This window comes from Actinomadura miaoliensis (genome assembly GCF_039536785.1).
Classification (GTDB): domain Bacteria; phylum Actinomycetota; class Actinomycetes; order Streptosporangiales; family Streptosporangiaceae; genus Spirillospora; species Spirillospora miaoliensis.
This window is the reverse complement of the sequence record NZ_BAAAZG010000005.1, coordinates 22620-38227: the sequence shown is the minus strand read 5'-3', so window position 1 is coordinate 38227 and position 15608 is coordinate 22620. Positions and strand designations below refer to the sequence as shown.

Sequence of the window (15608 nt, the reverse complement as noted above, 5' to 3'; positions counted from 1 at the left end):
CTCCGGCGGCCGGTCACCTTCGTAACTAAAGTGCGCAGAGCCGCCGAATATGGAGCAAAAGTTACAGGCGATTATTCACTCGCGAAATCGGCCTGACAACCGTCCGTACGACGCGACTTCCCGGCACCGGCGAACACCCCGGCCGACCGGCGGAAGGAACCGCCGCCCGCACCACCTTCCACCCCTTCGGGGTTCCCGCCGCGCGCCGCGAGTCAGGACTGCTCGGGAGGGGTGGTGTAGAAGGCGAAGACCCGGTCGGCCGCCGCGCGGGCCGCCTGCGGGTCCGTGCCCGCCTGGACGCTGGCCTCCCGCCACCGCTCGCTGCTCTCCTGGTAGAACCGCACGCCCTCCGGCGAGGTCATCCAGGCCGCCGCCTCCTGCTGGTCGACGGCCCGGCCCGTGGTCATGTGCAGCGCCAGGCCCATCAGCGCCCCGTCCCACCCGATGCCGACGGCGCCGGGGCCGAACCGCGCCCACATCTCGTCGTCGACGTGCGCGACGTGCTCCAGCTCCAGCCGCGTGCCGCCGTCCTCGACGGGGGTCAGCCGCACCTCGATCCAGCTGACCTCCCCGCCGAACTCCCAGGTGGCGGTGAAGCTCTTGGGCGGGTCGCAGCGCTCGATCGTCCCGCCGGCGTTGCCCTCCAGCTGGAAGCGGCCGCCGGCCCGCAGGTCACCGGTGACCGGCAGGAACCAGCGCGGGATGCGCTCGATGTTGGTGCAGGCGTCCCACACGTCCTCCATCGGCGCCGGATAGGTCTGCGCGATCGTCAGCACCCGCGCCTCCCCCGCCTCCAGCGTCCGGGTGCCGATGGTGCGGGTCACCGCGTTGATCTGCTCACTGACCTCGATCATGAGGGCTCTCCTTGTCAGAGTCGATGGCGCCGCGGCCGGTGTCACCGCGACCCCCAGTCACCAGGGTCACCGCGACCCGGGTCCCTACGACCCGGATCACGGCGCCGTGTCACCGCGCCCGGTGTGGTCACCGCGTCCGATGTCGTCACCACGGCCGGCGGACTCGCCGCGGCCGGCGGACTCGCGCAGGCGGCGTTCCCGCCGCCCCCGCGCCAGCTCGGTGCCCAGCGCGTCCAGGTGCGGCGTCCAGAACCGCCGGAACCGGTCCAGCCAGGCGTCCACCTCCCGCAGCGGCGCCGAGTCCACCGCGTACAGGCGGCGGGTGCCCTGCGCGCGCACCGTCGCGAACCCGGACTCGCGCAGCACCTTCAGATGCTGCGACACCGCCGGCTGGGAGATCCCGAACTCGTCCCGGATCCGCTCCGACACCGCGCCGGAGGTCATCTCCCCCTCGGCCAGCAGTTCCAGGATCCGGCGGCGCACCGGGTCACCGAGAACGTCGAACGCGTGCACGGACCGAAACTATCGACCCCAACTTATTAAAGTCAAGCCTTATATAAGGCGGTGGTTCACCCGACGGTGACGCGGTCCGCCAGCAGCTCCAGCGCGCGGTCCACGTCGGCCTCCTCGGTGTACAGGTGGAACGAGCAGCGCAACCGCCCGGCCCGCACCGACGCCACCACGCCGTGCTCGCGCAGCAGCTCGGCCGTCCCCTCGGGCACCGGCACCGACACGATCGCCGAATCCCCCGGCTCCAGGCCCAGGCCCGCGCGGAACCGGTCGGCCATGGCCAGGTTGTGCCGGTGGACGGCGTCCACGCCGACCCGCTCCAGCAGCTCCAGCGCCGGGGCGTGCCCCGCCCAGCTCTGCCACGCCGGGGACATGTCCAGACGGCGCGCGTCACCGGCCAGCCGCAGCGGCAGCCCGTACAGCGACTCCCACACCTGCGCCCCGGCGTACCAGCCCGCCGCCACCGCCGGCAACTGCGCCAGCAGCTCCCGGTCGCCGGTCAGAAAACAGGTGCCGCGCGGGCCCAGCAGCCACTTGTACCCGCCGACGACCAGCAGGTCGACGCGGTCGGCGGGCAGCGGCAGCCACCCGGCGGCCTGCGTGGCGTCCAGCAGCACCCGCGCCCCGTGCGCGCGGGCCGCCTCGATCAGATCCTCCATGGGGGCCAGGCGGCCGTCGGCCGACTGCACCGCCGACACCGCCACCAGGTCGACCGTGCCGTCCACCGCCTCGGCGATCGACTCCAGCGGCACCGGCCGCACCCGCAGCCCCGGCCGGGCCGCGAACGGGAACAGCACCGAGGTGAAGTCCTCCTCGGCGACCAGCACGGTCGCGCCGTCGGGCAGCCAGGACGCCACCAGCCCCACGAAGTACGACACCTGCGGCCCGATCGCCACCCGCTCGGCGGGCACGCCGACCAGCCGGGCGAACGCGCCCCGCGCCCGCGCCACCACCTCGTCCATCTGCCCGGTGGTCATCCGCCCGGCCGCGCGGTCACGCTCGGCCGCCAACATCGCCTCGTGCGCCGCCCGCGGCGGCAACCCGTAGGCGGCGGTGTTGAGGTAGGTGACCTGGGGGGCGAACTCGCGCCGCGCCCGGTCGATGTCGATCGAAGCAGTCATGCCCCGATCATCGACCACCCCGCCGCCATAACACAAAGGACTATCTTCGAGGCCAGACCCCAACATCATTGATACCTTGCCGGCATGCTGGACCTCAACCGCGCCCGCATCCTGCGCGAAGTCGCCCGGCTCGGCTCGATGACCGCCGCCGCGCGCGCCCTGTCCTACAGCCAGCCGGCGATCTCCCACCACATCGCCCGGCTGGAGGCCGAGGCGGGCACGCCGCTGGTGGTGCGGCACGGCCGCGGCGTCCGCCTCACCGAGGCCGGGCGGATCCTGGTCGAGCACGTCGACGACGCCCTGGCGCGCATGGCCGACGCGCAGGAGCGGCTGGCGGCCATCGCCGGGCTGCGCGCCGGGCGGGCCCGCATCGCGGTGTTCCCCACCGCGGCCGCCGCCCTGCTGCCCGACGCCCTGGCCGCGCTGCGCACCCGCGCCCCCGGCGTGACGGTGTCGCTGACCGAGGCCGAACCGCCCGGCGCCGTGGCCGCGCTGCGCGCCGGGGAGGCCGACCTGGCCGTGGTGTTCGCCTACCCCCACACCCCGCCCGACGCCGGCACGCGGCTGCGGCAGGTCCCGCTGTTCGACGACCCGATCCGCGTGGTGCTGCCCGGCGACCACCCGCTCGCCCGCGCCGACCGCGTCCACCTGGCCGACCTGGCCGACGAGACCTGGGCCTCGGGCTGCGAACGCTGCCGCGGCCACCTCCTGCGCGCCTGCCGGGACGCCGGGTTCACCCCGCGCGTGGCGTTCGCAACCGACGACCACATCGCCGTGCAGCGCCTGGTCGCCCGCGGCCTGGCCGTCACCGCACTGCCCGGCCTGGCCCTGGGCCTGCACCGCGAACCGCACGTCGCGCTGCCGCCCGCCCCCGAACTGGGACGACGCCACGTCAGCGTGCTGCTGCCCGACGCGCCCCGCCCGCCCGCGGTGTCGGCGCTGCTGGACGAACTGTGCGCGGCCGCCGACACCCTGACGAACGACACGCTCACGAACGAGCCCCCGGCGAACGACACGCTCACGGACGGCACGCTCACGGACGGCACCCGGGCAGGCGATATCCGGCCGGACGACCCCTCGGAAACCGCTAGCGCGGCGACCGGCACCTGACAGCCGGCACCTGACGACCGGCGCGTCAAGACCTGCCCGTCAAGACCCGCGCCCGCCGACGACGCGGCCGCCCGCGCGAACGGTCAGGCGGCGGTCACATGCGGCGCCACGGGCCGGTGACGGCGAACGTGGTGCCCGGGTCGTAGACGTTGACGAACATCGTCCGGCCGTCCGGAGAGAACGTCACCCCGGCGAACTCCCCCCACTCCGGCTCGGCCTCGGTGCCGATGTTCTGCCGGTTGCGCGCCATCGGATACACCTGGCGGCCGCGCGTCACCCCGAACACGTGCTGGGCGCCGCTGCCGTCCTCGCACACCATCAGCCCGCCCTGCGGCGCCAGGCAGATGTTGTCGGGCGACTCGCCCGGCGCCTGGACGTCGGTGTCCGGGCCGAACACCACCACCAGCGTCAGGCGCCGCCGCGCCGGCTCATACGACCACACCTGCCCGAAGTGGTCGGCGCCCGACCCCTCCCGGCTGCGGGCGAAACTGGACACGAAGTACACCCGGTCGCCGCCCCAGTAGCAGCCCTCGAGCTTCTGGGCGTGCGTGATGCCGCGCGGGCCGAAGTCCTGGAACCGGATCGGCGTCCGGCGCGCCAGCGGGTCGGGCACCGCCGCCCACTCGATCCGCTCGAACACCGTGCCCGGCTCGCGCACCACCGACAGGTCCGGCACGTCCGGCACCCGCATCGCCTCCAGCCGCCCGCCCGCGCGCAGGCTGCCGAACCCGCCCCGCGGCCGGTGCGGCAGGAACCGGTAGAACAGCCCGAACGGCCGGTCGAAGGCGTCCTCGGTCTCGTACACCACGCCGTCGCGCGGATCGACCGCCACCGCCTCGTGCTGGAAGCGGCCCATCGCCGTCAGCGGCACCGGCTCGGTGCGGCGGCCCCGCGGATCCACCTCGAACACGAACCCGTGGTCCTTGGTGTAGCCGTTGGTGCCCGCCCTGTCCTCGGTCTCCTCGCACGTCAGCCACGTCCCCCACGGGGTGGGGCCGCCGGCGCAGTTGACCGCGGTCCCGGCGATCGCCACGCGCTCGGCGCGCACCCGCCCGGCGGCGTCCACCTCCAGCGCGGTGCAGCCGCCCTTGCCCTCGGGGTCGTAGGTCAGCCCGTCGACGGCGGGCACACGGTGCGCGGCGTCGGGACGGTTCTCGTGGTTGCGTACCAGCAGCACCTCGCCCGCGCGGCGCCCCGGGAAGGCCGCCATGCCGTCGTGGTGACTGGGCACCGGACCCTGACCCGACCGCAGCGGCTCACCCTCCCGCGACAGGATCGTGTAGCGGAACCCGCGCGGCAGGTCCAGCACGCCCTTGGGATCGGGCACCAGCGGCCCGTACCCCGCCGCGCCGCCGACCTCGGCGGCCTGCGCCGAGCCGGAGAACAGGGCCTCCACCGGGCCGGTGAACGCGATCCCGGCGCCGAGCGTGCCGGAACCTGCCAGAAGCCGCCGTCGGGTGACGGGCACTGCCATGGGCCACTCCGTGTGTGCGTCGCCGACGCGAACCGTTCACGGGGCAGACCCCTGCGGTTCACGTTCTGTTCCCGTGTTTGTAACACGGCCCCGCGGCACGGAAACGGGCGAACATTGCCAAGAACCGTGCCGCGCGGGGCCGCGGGCCGGGGGACATGGCGGGCGAGACGCCTGCTCGATGGACGTCTCGCCCGGCCCACGTCTACTCCGGTCCACGTCCCGGACGGGGGGACGTCTCCGCCATGCCCGGCGGGCCCAGGAACGTCACCGCCTCACCACCGCCCATGGCGCCGTGCCGTCATGGCGTCATGGGGGCGCCGTGAGGGGTGTCAGGAGGTGGGGTCCTGGCCGACCTCGCCGCGCCAGGAACCGGTCTCCTGCCCGCCGCGCTCCTCGATGAATTCCTTGAACCGCCGCAGGTCGCCCTTGACGCGGTGCTCCACCAGGTGCAGCGCGTCGGCGGCCTTCTCGGCCATCCCCTGCGGGGCGAACTCCAGCTGCAGCATCACCCGCGTGGTGTCGGGCGCCAGCCGGTGGAAGGTCACCACGCCCGCCTGCCGCGGCTCGCCCACCGACGTCCAGGCGATGCGCTCGTCGGGACGCTGCTCGGTGATCTCGGCGTCGAACTCCCGCCGCACCTTGGCGATGTTGGTCACCCAGTGGGTGCGGGTGTCGGACACCTGGTCGATGCGCTCCACGCCGTCCATGAACTGCGGGAAGTCCTCGAACTGCGTCCACTGGTTGTAGGCGGCCCGCACGGGCACCCTGACGTCGATCGACTGCTCGATCGTGCTCATCGGAAGCGTCTCCTCTCCTTTCGTGACGGGCGTGGGCGTGCCCGTGAGCGACCACCCCAAACAGCCCCGCACGCGGGCGCCGCGCACATCACACCGGGCATCACACCCGGAGTCGCGGGCCGGACGGCGACGTCCGATAAGGTTTACGAACAGCCATTCAATAACCCGTGTCGGAGGGAACGCGCACCGTGGCGCGACCGCGCACCACCAGCGACGAGGCCATCCTGCAGGCCACCGGCCGCGCCCTGCTGCGGCACGGACCCGGCAGGCTCACCCTCGGCGGCGTCGCCGCCGAGGCCGGCCTGTCACCCGCCACCCTCGTGCAGCGCTTCGGCTCCAAACGCGGCCTGCTGCTGGCGTTCGCCCGCCGCGCCGCCCAGGGCGCCAGCCACCCGTTCGACCAAGCGCGCCGCGAGCACCCCTCACCCCTGGCGGCCCTGCGCGCAGCGCTGACCGCCATGGCCTCCAGCGTCCGCGACCCCGAGGAAATGGCCAACAGCCTGGGGTTCCTGCAACTGGACCTGACCGACCCCGGCTTCCGCGAACACGCCGCCGCCCACGCCCGCGCCGTCCGCGAACAGATCACCGACCTGCTCACCCGAGCCGTCGACGCCGGGGAACTGACCGCCGACGTCGACACCGCCGCCCTGGCCCGCGCCGTCCACGTCACCTACAACGGCACCCTCATCCTGTGGGCGCTGGACCCCGGCGGCGCCCCGCTCGCCGATACCGTCCACGCCGACCTGGACGGCCTTCTCGCCCCCTACCGCACACACTGAACCCCGCCGCAGGGCCTAGCGGACGCCGGACGGCACGACGGCCGCCCACCGCGACGCGGCCGCTCAGGCCGGTCCGCCGGACGGACGGGACGGAGAGGAGGGCGGGGGCGGCGGACCGGCGGCGCGCTGCAGCCTGCGGCCCAGATCACGCAGCCGGTCGGCCAACTCCGGCGGCTCCACCACCTCGAAGTCCAGCTCCAGGAACGCCACCCGCAGCGCCGTCCACTCCAGCGACTCCACCCGGGTGCGCAGCAGACAGGTGCGCTCGTCCACCGGCTCCAGCTCCTGGCCGGTGACGCGGAACCTGTCGGCCAGCACGTGCGCCGGGGCGTGCACCCGCAGCACCGCCCGCACCGTGGGACGCGACGCCGCCAGCGACCGCCGCACGAACTGCGCCGCGTCCCCGCCCGGCACCTCACGCGGCGCGAACCGCACCCCCACCGCACGCGGCGCCCGCATCCGGTCCACCCGGAACGTGCGCCAGGCGGCACGGTCGACGTCCCAGGCCAGCAGATACCAGCGCCGCCCCGCCGATACCAGGCCGTGCGGCTCCACCAGCCGCCCGTCCCCCGCCTCCACCGAACCGCCGACCTCATCGGCGTCCCCGGCGCCGCCTTCACCAGCGCCCATGTCGGCGCCCTTGTCGGCGTTCGGTGCGCGGTAGGAGAAACGCAGCCGCTCGTGGTCACGGCACGCCGCCGCCAGCACCGTCAGCGTCTCCGGCGCCACCGTCGGACCCGCCGGCGGCCCGTCGATCGGCACGGTCACCGCGTGCAGCGCCGACACCCGGCGCCGCAACCGCTCCGGCAGCACCTGCTCCAGCTTGGCCAGCGCCCGCACCGTCGCGTCCTCGATGCCCTCCACCGCACCGCCGGCCGCCGCGCCGAGCCCCAGCGCGATCGCCACCGCCTCCTCGTCGTCCAGCAGCAACGGCGGCATCGCCGCGCCCGCCTCCAGCCGGTAACCCCCCACCGACCCCAGCGTCGCATGCACCGGATACCCCAGCTCACGCAGCCGCTCCACGTCACGGCGCACCGTCCGCACGCTGACGCCCAGCCGCTCCGCAAGCTCCGGGCCCGTCCACTCCCGCCGCGTCTGCAGCAGCGACAGCAGACGCAGCAGCCGGGCGGAGGTGTCGGTCACCCGCCCAGTATGCCCCGCCAATGAGGACCGGATCCGACCTCATTGCCGCCTAACGTGGCCACCCGGCCGCCAACCGGCCGCACCCAACATCCGTCACCGGCCGAGGAGGGACACCGCCCATGCGGGCCGCGCACCGCGACCACATCCTGATCAAAGGCGCCCGGCAGAACAACCTGAAGAACATCACCCTGCGCATCCCCAAGGAGCAGATCGTGGTGTTCACCGGGGTGTCGGGCTCCGGCAAGTCCTCGGTGGTGTTCGACACCGTCGCCGCCGAGTCGCGGCGCCAGCTCGGCGAGACCTTCAGCTGGTACGTCCGCAACCGGATGCCCCGCCACGAACGCCCCGACGCCGACGTCATCGACGACCTCGCCCCCGCCGTCGTCGTCGACCAGCGCCCCGTCGGCGGCAACAGCCGCTCCACCGTCGGCACCATGACCGACATCCACGCCGTGCTGCGCGTGCTGTTCTCCCGCTGCGCCCACCCCAGCGCCGGCGAGGCCACCGCCTACTCCTTCAACGACCCCCAGGGCATGTGCCCCGAATGCGACGGCCTCGGCCGCCTCGCCCGCCTGGACGTCGACAAAATGCTCGACACCAGCAAGAGCCTCAACGACGGCGCCATCCGCTTCGCCCCCTTCGGCGTCGGCACCTTCCCCTGGCAGCTGTACGCCGAGTCGGGCCTGTTCGACCCCGCCAAACCACTGCGCGAGTTCACCGCCGAGGAGATGGACCTGCTGCTGCACGGCAAGGGCTTTCGCGTGCAGCGCCTCAACCGCACCGGGGAGATGGGCCACAACGCCTACGAGGGCATCGCCGAACGCTTCCACCGCCTGTACCTCAAACGCGGTCTGGAAACCCTGCCCGACCGGCAGCGCCGCGAGGCGCTGGAGATGGTCACCGACGGTGTCTGCCCCGCCTGCGACGGCGACCGCCTCAACGCCGCCGCCCGCGCCGCCACGATCGGCGGACACAACATCGCCGACTACTGCCGCATGGAGATCGGTGAGCTGATCGGCGTGCTGGAGGGCATCGACGACCCCGTCGGCGCCCCCATCGCCCAGGCCGCCGTCACCCGGCTGCGGCGGCTGGAGGCCATCGGCCTGGGCTACCTCAGCCTCGACCGCCCCACCGACACCGTCTCCGGCGGCGAGGGCCAGCGCCTGAAGGTCGTGCGGCACCTGGGCTCCAGCCTCACCGGCATGACCTACATCTTCGACGAACCCAGCGTCGGCATGCACCCCAGCGACGTCGGCCGCCTCGGCGAACTGCTCGTCCAGCTGCGCGACAAGGGCAACACCGTCCTGGTCGTCGAACACGACCCCGACGTCATCGCCATCGCCGACCACGTCATCGACATGGGCCCCGGCGCCGGCACCCACGGCGGACACGTGGTGTTCCAGGGCACCGTGTCCGCGCTGCGCCAGGCCGACACCCTCACTGGACGCCACCTGCGCCGCCGCACCCCGCCCAAACGCCACGTGCGCCGCCCCACCGGCCGGCTCACCGTCACCGACGCCACCACCCACAACCTGCACCACGTCACCGTGGACTTCCCCACCGGCGTGCTCACCGCCGTCACCGGCGTCGCCGGCTCGGGCAAGAGCACCCTGGTCCACCGCGAACTGCTGCCCCGCCACCCCGAGGCCATCGTGGTCGACCAGTCGGCCATCGCCGCCTCACGCCGCGCCAGCCCCGCCACCTACCTGGGCGTCATGGACCACCTGCGCCGCCTGTTCGCCCACGCCACCGGCGCCGACCCCGGACTGTTCAGCCACAACGCCAAAGGCGCCTGCCCCGACTGCGACGGCAACGGCGTCATCGTCACCGACCTGGCGTTCATGGACCCCGTCACCACCACCTGCCGCACCTGCGGCGGCACCCGCTACCGCCCCGAGGCGCTGCGGCACACCCTGCGCGGCCACACCATCGCCGACGTCCTCGACCTCACCGCCGGCCAGGCCCTGCAGGTGTTCACCGAACGCCCCGTCGCGACCCGGCTGCGCGCCCTCACCGACGTCGGCCTGGACTACCTGCGCCTCGGCCAGCCGCTCAGCACCCTGTCCGGCGGCGAACGCCAACGCCTCAAACTCGCCACCCGCCTGCACCGCACCGGCGCCCTGTACGTGCTGGACGAACCCACCAGCGGCCTGCACATGGCCGACGTGGACGCCCTGCTCGCCCTGCTGGACCGCCTCGTCGACACCGGCAACACCGTGATCGTCATCGAACACGACCTCGAGGTGATCAAACACGCCGACTGGATCATCGACCTCGGGCCGGGCGGCGGCAAACACGGCGGCCGTGTCCTGTTCACCGGCACCCCCGCCGAGCTTCTCACCGCCACCGGCTCCCTCACCGCCGACCACCTGCGCCAAAACCTCCGCCAACCCTCCGGCGAACACCCGGACGACGCGGCCCTCCCCGCCTGACCCCGCCCCCGGCGATCCTTCCCCGCCGCGAACTTGAGGCCAAGCCCGGGCCCGGGGCGTCTGCCGGTCGGTTCAACATGCGGGTGACATGCCGGGTGCGCAGGAAGAGCCCCGGTCGTGCGCCATCACGCCGCACCGGTCGGCCGCGTTGACCACGGCGGTCAGAGAGCCAGCGCAACAATCTGGTCGCCGTAGTGCTGCGCATTCGAGCCCAGGTCTGTTCGCCTGCCCGTCACCAGGGCAGCGGCCCGTCCTCGCTGAAGAACCCGGCGGTCGGGCCGTCCACGCCGAGCGTGGCCAGGCGCACCACCACCGCGGCACCCTGCGCCGGGGTGAGGTGGCCGGTGTGGTTGTTGCTGTCGGTGTCGACGTAACCGGGAGCGGCGGCGTTGACGAGGATTCTGTAAGGCGTTCCAGCGGGCGATCGAAACCGGCGACCTGCGGCGACGCTGAGTCAACCCCGTTCTCCCCGAGCCGGTCGGAACCCGACCGCCGTGCCCCACTTCCAAACGAGATCAACAGTGTTTCAACTGGCACCCAGGAAAGGAGCCAAGCTCGTGACCGAATACCCCGTGCGCGTGATCGGGCGTGTCGAGTCGTCCCTGACCGATCCAGCGGCGGCACCACGGCAAGCCGACGAGGGAGCCCCCGACGCCTGGCTGGTCTTCGACGACCGGTACGCACCCGCCCTGCAGGGACTGGCCCCGGGCACCGACGTGCTCCTGCTCACCTGGCTCGACCGCGCCGAGCGCGACACGCTCACCGTCCACCCACGCGGCGACGCGACCCGCCCGCGCGCCGGCGTCTTCGCCACCCGCAGTCCCGACCGGCCCAACCCGATCGGCCTGCATCAGGTGCACATCCTCACCATCGCCGGAACACGCGTCCACGTCCGCCACCTCGAAGCCCTCGACGCAACGCCGATCCTGGACGTCAAACCTCTCCTCACCCCAGACAGATGACTGTCACCCGGTGACGATCGCTCCGCCTGTTCGCCCATCGGTGTGAGGAGGGGGAGCAGCCGCCATGGCTCGTGCGGGACGGCTTGCGGGAGCGGAGCGAGCCGTTGCCGCCGAAGGCGCAGCGGCGTGCGGACGCGGCGCGCCGTGATGGGCGCGGGTTGCCCGCCACGACACCGCGCTGGTCGACCAGGCCGGTGACCTGGTGGCAACGCCGCCCCACGTCGGAGCCGCCCAGGCGCACCACGTGACGAATCCGCGCCGACCGCCGGCATGGACACCAAGGTGCCGGAGGCCGCCCGCAGGCAGGCCGGACGCTCGGCGCCGGGAACCTCACCCGCTGGCGGCGTCCGGCCGCGGCGCGACGGGACGGGCCGCGGTGCCGAAACGGTCCCGGTACGCGGTGGGCGGCACGCCGACGTGCCGCAGGAACGCCCGCCGCATCGTCTCGGCGCTGCCGAAACCGCTCAGCCGCGCCACGGTGTCGACACCGTCGTCGCCGGTCTCCAGCAGGCAGCGGGCCGCCTCCACACGCGACTCCTCCACATACCGTCCCGGGCTCACCCCCACCTGCTCCGCGAAGACCCGGCTGAAGTGGCGGGGGCTCATGGCCAGCCGCGCCGCCATCGCCTCCAACGACAGGTCGGCCGCGGGCTCGGCGGCGATGTGGTCCAGCAGAGCGCGCAGGGCCTCACGCCGCACGGGCCGGGTCCGGGCGCGCCGGCTGAACTGCGACTGCCCGCCGGGCCGCTGCATGAACACCACCAGCCAGCGGGCGACCTCGCGGGCCAGCGCGGCACCGTGGTCCTCCTCGACCAGCGCGAGCGCCAGGTCGATCCCCGCCGTCACACCCGCCGAGGTCACCACGGGACCGTCCCGCACGTAGATCGCGTCCGGCGCCACCGTGACACCCGGATGCGCGGCGGCCAGCCGATCGCAGTACGCCCAGTGGGTGGTCGCGCGGCGCCCCTCCAGCAACCCGGCCGCGGCGAGCAGGAACGCGCCCGTGCACACCGAGGTGACCCGGCGGGCCGCGGCGGCCGCCTCGCGCACCCCCGCGACCAGACCCCCGTCGGGCGAGACGTCCGGGGCCAGGCCGCCCGCCACCACCAGCGTGTCCAGCGGCGCGGCCGCCGACAGGCCGGTGTGCACACCCAGGCGCAGACCCGACGACGTCGTCACCTCCCGGCCGTCCGGCGAGGCGAGCCGCACCCGGTACCCGCCGCGCAGCAGCCGGGCGGCGCCGTCGAACACCTCCGCCGGGCCCGTGACGTCCAGCGACTGGACGCCGTCGTACACCACGATCAGCACCTCCCGCATGCCGACAAGCATGCTGCAGGCGCCCCGGCCGGCGGACCCCGGATGTCCTGATCCGTGGGCGACCCGTCATTGATGACGCGCCGCCGCATCCCCGAAGCTGAAACCGCCCTCGATCAAGCGCCCCGATCGAGCCAGACGACCATCACCGGAAGGGAACCGCCATGGACGCGGCCTTCGTGCTCTACGACAACATGACCGCCCTGGACCTGATCGGCCCGTACGACGCGATCTCCGCCATGCCCGAGGTCACACCGCACTTCGTCGCCGCCCGCCCCGGCCCGATCCGCTGCGACTCCGGCCTGGTGATCCAGGCCGACACCGCATTCGACGAACTGCCCCGCCCCGAAGTGATCGTGGTGCCGGGCAGCTCGACATGGCACGCCGCCCTGGACAACGAGCCGCTGCTGGCGTGGCTGGCCACCGCCCACCCCACCGCCACCTGGACGACCTCGGTGTGCACCGGCTCGACCCTGCTGGCCAAGGCCGGCGTGCTGACCGGCCGCCCCGCCACCACGCACTGGCTCGCCCGCGACCTGCTCGCCGACCTCGGCGCCGTGGTCAGCACCGAACGCGTGGTCGTCGACGGCGACGTCATCACGGCGGCGGGCGTGTCGGCCGGCATCGACATGGCCCTCACCCTGATCGCCAAGCTCTGGGACGAACACCGCGCCCAGCTCGTCCAGCTGATGTTCGAGTACGACCCGCGGCCGCCGTTCGACGCCGGATCCCCCGAGACGGCGCCGCCACAGGTCGTCGCCCTTGCCCGCAGCCTGCCTTCCCACAACTGACCGCCCGGATCGCCCCCACGGCAGACGCCGCCCACCCCAGCGACCGTCCCCCCACCCCCCGCAGCCGCAAAGGGCCACCATGCCTGCCCCCGGCCGGGAACGCCCTCTCTGGAGCGCCACCTGACGGTCGTGTCGACGCGCTCCCGGCCGCCCACATCACAATGACGGGCACGAGTCGGCGTTCGTGCAGGCGATGATCGAGCTCGGGATGGAGTACGCGGCGGTGGTGCGCGACGACCACCGGCTCTTCGTCGACGCTTCCGCAACCACCAGATCCCGAGCCTGTGAACGGGGCCTGTGACCGGTGTGCGGCCGCCGCTGTGACCGGCGGCGGCCCGTCACCGCCGTTAGCCGTTCACAGCCCTCGGCCGGGCACTCGGTTTACGTTGCCGTGCCAAGCCGTCGTCCGTATCGGCATGACGCTCATCGACTTTGGTCGATGGCGGTCGGACCCATCGGCCGATGCCGCCCTCCCCCTGGTCCCGGCACGCTGAACCCAGTCGATACGGGAGGATCAGTGTCCACGACCAGGGGGAGCGTCATGACCGACGCGGCTGCCGGCGGCCGCTGGCTGCTCGACCACGACGGGCATCGCCTGCAGGTCGAGACCGAACGCGTCGGCTGGATGCGCATCGTCCGCCTGTACGTGGACGGCGTCCAGCAGGCCGAGACCCAGGCACTGCACCAGGCCAAGCTCCCCTACGGCGACATGTCCGTGCTGGTCGCGTTCGACCCCCTCGGCCTGCTGGACGGCCAGGCCGCCCGCTGCGTCCTGGCCCCGCCCCGCCCCGACGACGACACCCCCGACAAGAAGGACGGCGCCGAAGACGGCGAAACCAAGGACGGCGAGGCGAAGAAGGACGGCGAGGGAAAGGAGGGCGGCGACTCCGGGCGGGAAAAAGTCCCGTTCACGCCTCCGGAGGGCACCCGCGCCGCTCGCCGCGAACGCCTGGCCCGCGAGCACCCCGCCCTGTACGCCTCACGGCACGTCGTGGCGGCCACCGGCAAGGTGGTGTTCGGGATCCTGGGCATCAGCGCCCTGATCAGCGCCGTGGTGCGGCTGCTGGTGTCCTACCTGCCGCGCCCCGACGTCGACCTGCCCGACATCGACCCGCCGGACCTGCCCCTGCCCGACATTCCCTGGCCCGATATCCCCTGGCCGGACATCGACCTGCCCGACGTCGCCCTGCCCGCCTGGCTCCAGGCGATCCTGGCCACGACCAAATACTGGATACCGATCCTGATCGCCATCGGCGTCGCCGTCCACGAGGTCGACCGGCGCAAGAAACAGGACCGTGGACGCCGCGAACCCGCCGCCCCCGAGAACACCGACACCAAGGACGCCGCAGACAAGGACGCCAAACGGGGGAAGGGCGAGAAGGGCGCCGGGGAGCCGAGCGACCGGCGGTCGTGACGTCGGCGTGTGCGGGAGGTCAGGGCCACAGGCCGGTCCTGTCCAGGGCTTCGGCGGCGGTCGCTGCCCGGCGGACGGCGTCCAGCGGGCGGCCGTGCTCGTCCAGGACCTGCCAGCCGCCCAGCTGCACCACCGGCACCCCGCCGCGCCGCACCGCCAGCGCCACCTCCGACAGCGTCCCCCACGACCCGCCCACCACGATCACCGCGTCCGCCGCGTTGACGATCACGTTGTTGCGGGCCTCGCCGAGCCCCGTCGGCAGCACCACCGTCAGGTCCTCACAGGCCCCCACCCGGTCGTCCGCCGACAAAACCCCCACCACCACGCCGCCCGCCCGGTACGCCCCGGCGGCCACGGCGGCCATCACGCCGCCGTAGCCGCCGCACACCACCACCGCGCCCCGCTCGGCCAGCAACCGCCCCACCTCACGGGCCCGCTCCCATTCGGTGCGCGAGCACTCACGCGGCCCGCACACCGCCACCTGTACCGCCACCGGCGCCTACTGGGCGCCGTGCCGTGCCGCGACCTCGTCGATCCGCCGCGCCAGCGCGAAGTCCCGCTCGGTCAGCCCGCCCGCGCTGTGCGTGGTCAGCGTGAACGTCACCGTCCGCCAGCGGATGTCGATGTCGGGGTGGTGGTCGGCCTCCTCGGCCGCCCGCGCCACCTCGCCCACCAGGTCGATCCCCGCCATGAACGACGGCGCCTTGAAACGCCGGTGGATCTGGTCGCCGTCGCGCGCCCAGTTCGGCAGGTCCTTCAGACGGGCGGTCACGGCGGAATCGTCGAGCCTGTCGGCCATCGGTTGCCTCCCCTTGTCGCATGACGCGGCCAGCCGTGCTGCGCCGGACGCGGTCCGGCGTCCCTGCGCCAGGTGCCGTCCCTACCGACGTTAACCGCCGTCCACCGC

15 protein-coding genes are annotated in these 15608 nt (G+C 73.5%); 6 read left to right on the top strand and 9 right to left on the bottom strand.

The window, feature by feature from the left end; genetic code table 11:
- Positions 1-212: 212 nt before the first annotated feature.
- The 3 genes from ABD811_RS07470 to ABD811_RS07460 form a co-directional block, all read right to left on the bottom strand.
- The gene (locus tag ABD811_RS07470; protein WP_344942868.1) at positions 213-854 is read right to left on the bottom strand and encodes an SRPBCC family protein; all 642 of its coding nucleotides are present in this window, start codon (positions 852-854) and stop codon (positions 213-215) included.
- A gap of 96 nt (positions 855-950) precedes the next feature.
- Entirely contained in the window at positions 951-1367 is a 417-nt protein-coding gene (locus ABD811_RS07465) for an ArsR/SmtB family transcription factor (RefSeq protein ID WP_344942865.1), read from the bottom strand.
- A gap of 56 nt (positions 1368-1423) precedes the next feature.
- A complete protein-coding gene (locus ABD811_RS07460; protein ID WP_344942862.1) occupies positions 1424-2485 on the bottom strand; it encodes an aminotransferase class V-fold PLP-dependent enzyme in 1062 nt (353 codons plus the stop codon).
- Positions 2486-2569: 84 nt separating this feature from the next.
- Here ABD811_RS07460 and ABD811_RS07455 point away from each other — a divergent pair, with 84 nt between their 5' ends.
- Complete coding sequence (locus ABD811_RS07455) at positions 2570-3595, top strand: LysR family transcriptional regulator (RefSeq protein ID WP_344942859.1); 1026 nt, start codon at positions 2570-2572, stop codon at positions 3593-3595.
- 94 nt (positions 3596-3689) lie between these two features.
- Here ABD811_RS07455 and ABD811_RS07450 read toward each other — a convergent pair whose 3' ends face one another.
- Both ABD811_RS07450 and ABD811_RS07445 read right to left on the bottom strand, forming a co-directional pair.
- On the bottom strand, positions 3690-5069 hold the full coding sequence (locus ABD811_RS07450) for an alkaline phosphatase PhoX (protein WP_344942857.1): 1380 nt from the start codon (positions 5067-5069) through the stop codon (positions 3690-3692).
- Positions 5070-5398: 329 nt separating this feature from the next.
- On the bottom strand, positions 5399-5866 hold the full coding sequence (locus tag ABD811_RS07445) for an SRPBCC family protein (RefSeq protein WP_344942855.1): 468 nt from the start codon (positions 5864-5866) through the stop codon (positions 5399-5401).
- 188 nt (positions 5867-6054) lie between these two features.
- Between ABD811_RS07445 and ABD811_RS07440 the strand changes: the two genes are divergently transcribed.
- Positions 6055-6645 (top strand): TetR/AcrR family transcriptional regulator, encoded by a 591-nt coding sequence (locus ABD811_RS07440; protein WP_344942852.1) that lies wholly within the window; start codon positions 6055-6057, stop codon positions 6643-6645.
- 63 nt (positions 6646-6708) lie between these two features.
- Here the strand turns inward: ABD811_RS07440 and ABD811_RS07435 are convergent, their stop codons facing one another.
- Entirely contained in the window at positions 6709-7788 is a 1080-nt protein-coding gene (locus tag ABD811_RS07435; RefSeq protein ID WP_344942849.1) for a helix-turn-helix transcriptional regulator, read from the bottom strand.
- Positions 7789-7907: 119 nt separating this feature from the next.
- On the opposite strand from ABD811_RS07435, the gene ABD811_RS07430 reads away from it, so the two are divergent.
- Positions 7908-10220, top strand: a complete 2313-nt coding sequence (locus ABD811_RS07430; protein ID WP_344942846.1) for an ATP-binding cassette domain-containing protein — start codon at positions 7908-7910, stop codon at positions 10218-10220.
- A gap of 557 nt (positions 10221-10777) precedes the next feature.
- Positions 10778-11182 (top strand): tRNA (N6-threonylcarbamoyladenosine(37)-N6)-methyltransferase TrmO, encoded by a 405-nt coding sequence (tsaA, locus tag ABD811_RS07425; protein WP_344942844.1) that lies wholly within the window; start codon positions 10778-10780, stop codon positions 11180-11182.
- 330 nt (positions 11183-11512) lie between these two features.
- Here the strand turns inward: tsaA and ABD811_RS07420 are convergent, their stop codons facing one another.
- A complete protein-coding gene (locus tag ABD811_RS07420; protein ID WP_344942840.1) occupies positions 11513-12499 on the bottom strand; it encodes a GlxA family transcriptional regulator in 987 nt (328 codons plus the stop codon).
- A 161-nt stretch (positions 12500-12660) separates the two neighbouring features.
- On the opposite strand from ABD811_RS07420, the gene ABD811_RS07415 reads away from it, so the two are divergent.
- A complete protein-coding gene (locus tag ABD811_RS07415) occupies positions 12661-13287 on the top strand; it encodes a DJ-1/PfpI family protein (protein WP_344942837.1) in 627 nt (208 codons plus the stop codon).
- A 541-nt stretch (positions 13288-13828) separates the two neighbouring features.
- The gene (locus ABD811_RS07410; RefSeq protein WP_344942835.1) at positions 13829-14701 is read left to right on the top strand and encodes a hypothetical protein; all 873 of its coding nucleotides are present in this window, start codon (positions 13829-13831) and stop codon (positions 14699-14701) included.
- A 19-nt stretch (positions 14702-14720) separates the two neighbouring features.
- Here the strand turns inward: ABD811_RS07410 and ABD811_RS07405 are convergent, their stop codons facing one another.
- Positions 14721-15194 (bottom strand): SLOG cluster 4 domain-containing protein, encoded by a 474-nt coding sequence (locus ABD811_RS07405; RefSeq protein ID WP_344942832.1) that lies wholly within the window; start codon positions 15192-15194, stop codon positions 14721-14723.
- 6 nt (positions 15195-15200) lie between these two features.
- On the bottom strand, positions 15201-15500 hold the full coding sequence (locus ABD811_RS07400; RefSeq protein WP_344942830.1) for a 4a-hydroxytetrahydrobiopterin dehydratase: 300 nt from the start codon (positions 15498-15500) through the stop codon (positions 15201-15203).
- Positions 15501-15608 lie beyond the last annotated feature (108 nt).

Excerpts from the sequence above, each read along its gene's own strand:
- ABD811_RS07470 (WP_344942868.1), bottom strand. The coding sequence starts at position 854 with ATGATCGAGGTCAGTGAGCAGATCAACGCGGTGACCCGCACCATCGGC.
- ABD811_RS07460 (WP_344942862.1), bottom strand. The coding sequence starts at position 2,485 with ATGACTGCTTCGATCGACATCGACCGGGCGCGGCGCGAGTTCGCCCCC.
- ABD811_RS07455 (WP_344942859.1), top strand. The coding sequence starts at position 2,570 with ATGCTGGACCTCAACCGCGCCCGCATCCTGCGCGAAGTCGCCCGGCTC.
- ABD811_RS07450 (WP_344942857.1), bottom strand. The coding sequence starts at position 5,069 with ATGGCAGTGCCCGTCACCCGACGGCGGCTTCTGGCAGGTTCCGGCACG.
- ABD811_RS07445 (WP_344942855.1), bottom strand. The coding sequence starts at position 5,866 with ATGAGCACGATCGAGCAGTCGATCGACGTCAGGGTGCCCGTGCGGGCC.
- ABD811_RS07430 (WP_344942846.1), top strand. The coding sequence starts at position 7,908 with ATGCGGGCCGCGCACCGCGACCACATCCTGATCAAAGGCGCCCGGCAG.
- ABD811_RS07420 (WP_344942840.1), bottom strand. The coding sequence starts at position 12,499 with ATGCGGGAGGTGCTGATCGTGGTGTACGACGGCGTCCAGTCGCTGGAC.
- ABD811_RS07415 (WP_344942837.1), top strand. The coding sequence starts at position 12,661 with ATGGACGCGGCCTTCGTGCTCTACGACAACATGACCGCCCTGGACCTG.
- ABD811_RS07410 (WP_344942835.1), top strand. The coding sequence starts at position 13,829 with ATGACCGACGCGGCTGCCGGCGGCCGCTGGCTGCTCGACCACGACGGG.
- ABD811_RS07400 (WP_344942830.1), bottom strand. The coding sequence starts at position 15,500 with ATGGCCGACAGGCTCGACGATTCCGCCGTGACCGCCCGTCTGAAGGAC.